Annotated in this window: 1 protein-coding gene and 1 pseudogene; one reads left to right on the top strand and one right to left on the bottom strand. The window is 58.3% G+C overall.

Annotation, left to right across the window (positions count from 1 at the left end; genetic code table 11):
* Positions 1 to 638 (top strand): alpha/beta fold hydrolase (locus AC629_RS47560; RefSeq protein ID WP_168195774.1); only part of this gene is annotated, 638 nt, incomplete at its 5' end.
* A gap of 161 nt (positions 639 to 799) precedes the next feature.
* Here the strand turns inward: AC629_RS47560 and AC629_RS44540 are convergent.
* Positions 800 to 1,128: pseudogene (locus tag AC629_RS44540) on the bottom strand (IS4 family transposase); the annotation flags it as partial.

The following is a 1,128-nucleotide window of genomic DNA, read 5'->3' as shown; positions in this document are numbered from 1 at the left end:
CACCTAAGCCCGGCTTTGATTTTTCGCTTCGCGCATTCACCGACGCCTATACCCGGTTGATGCGGGAGCTTGGCGCCGGACCTTACGTGCCCTGCCCCACCTGTACGAATGTCTATCCATGCGCGTTGATCGCGGCAGAACACCCCGATCTGGTCAGCCATGCGATCCTGATGCAGGCACTCGATTGGGATAAAGAGCGAATCTGGACAAGCAAGATCGTCGACCCCAATGGCGATCTTGCGAGGCCCTATGCCGGTCAGGAGCTGATCTATCGTACCCGCGGGAGTGCCGCCGCGAACTGGTATCCGAACGCAGTCGGTGATCCGAGGCACCACGAATCATTCCTTCGCCAGGCCTGCACGTGCTTCGACCATGGCGGCAACTTCTGTCTCGCATCGTTGATTCAGGCCTGGTTCGGGCCAGAGGCTGCTACACCCGTATTCCCGCCATTTCACCAACCGACACTCATGATCTGGGGCATGAACGACCGCTCCCATCGTAGGAGCGACAAACGCTCGCTGCTTGCCATCGCCCCCCACGCACGCCTGATCGAACGTGAGGGCATCGGACATTTCCCGGAAATCGAGGATCCGATCTGGTTCGAGGGGATACTAAGAGAATTTTTGACAGGGGATTGATGCCGGGAGCGGGCGCAATCTTAAACTAAGCATCCCCCGCCCCATGTTCACGCCTTAGCCCTGATCCGAGACCATCGATGTCGTCCGAACTCACCTTACGAGACTTCGGCCCGAATGATCGGCGTCGATGCGCTCTAATCCGTAAGCATCCGGTGAAGCTTTCAATTACCCACATTTCCAGCCGCTCCGATTTCGGCGCCGAGTTCGATATCGGTGAGTCTGGAGAGGCCACGCCAGATGACCACATTTCCGGGTGGCGGATCGCCGGCCCTGGCCAGATAGCCACCCAATCGTGCAAGTTTGGTCAGGTAGAATGCGAGGGTTCCCGGACGACATCGTCGATTGCCGGCGTCGCTGATGAGTTCATCGAGCAATGTGATCTCGGTATCCGTTAACGCTATCTTCGGTGACGCGTCCGGGGCTGTGCGGTTGAGCATGGTGAGCCAGAGGACGCGCCAGCTGAGAATGCAGAAGACTGCCATCAGATTGG

This window comes from Bradyrhizobium sp. NAS80.1, from assembly GCF_001908205.1.
Taxonomy (GTDB): Bacteria; Pseudomonadota; Alphaproteobacteria; order Rhizobiales; family Xanthobacteraceae; genus Bradyrhizobium.
The sequence above is the reverse complement of the archived record's forward strand: the minus strand, read 5'-3'. Positions and strand labels throughout refer to the sequence as shown.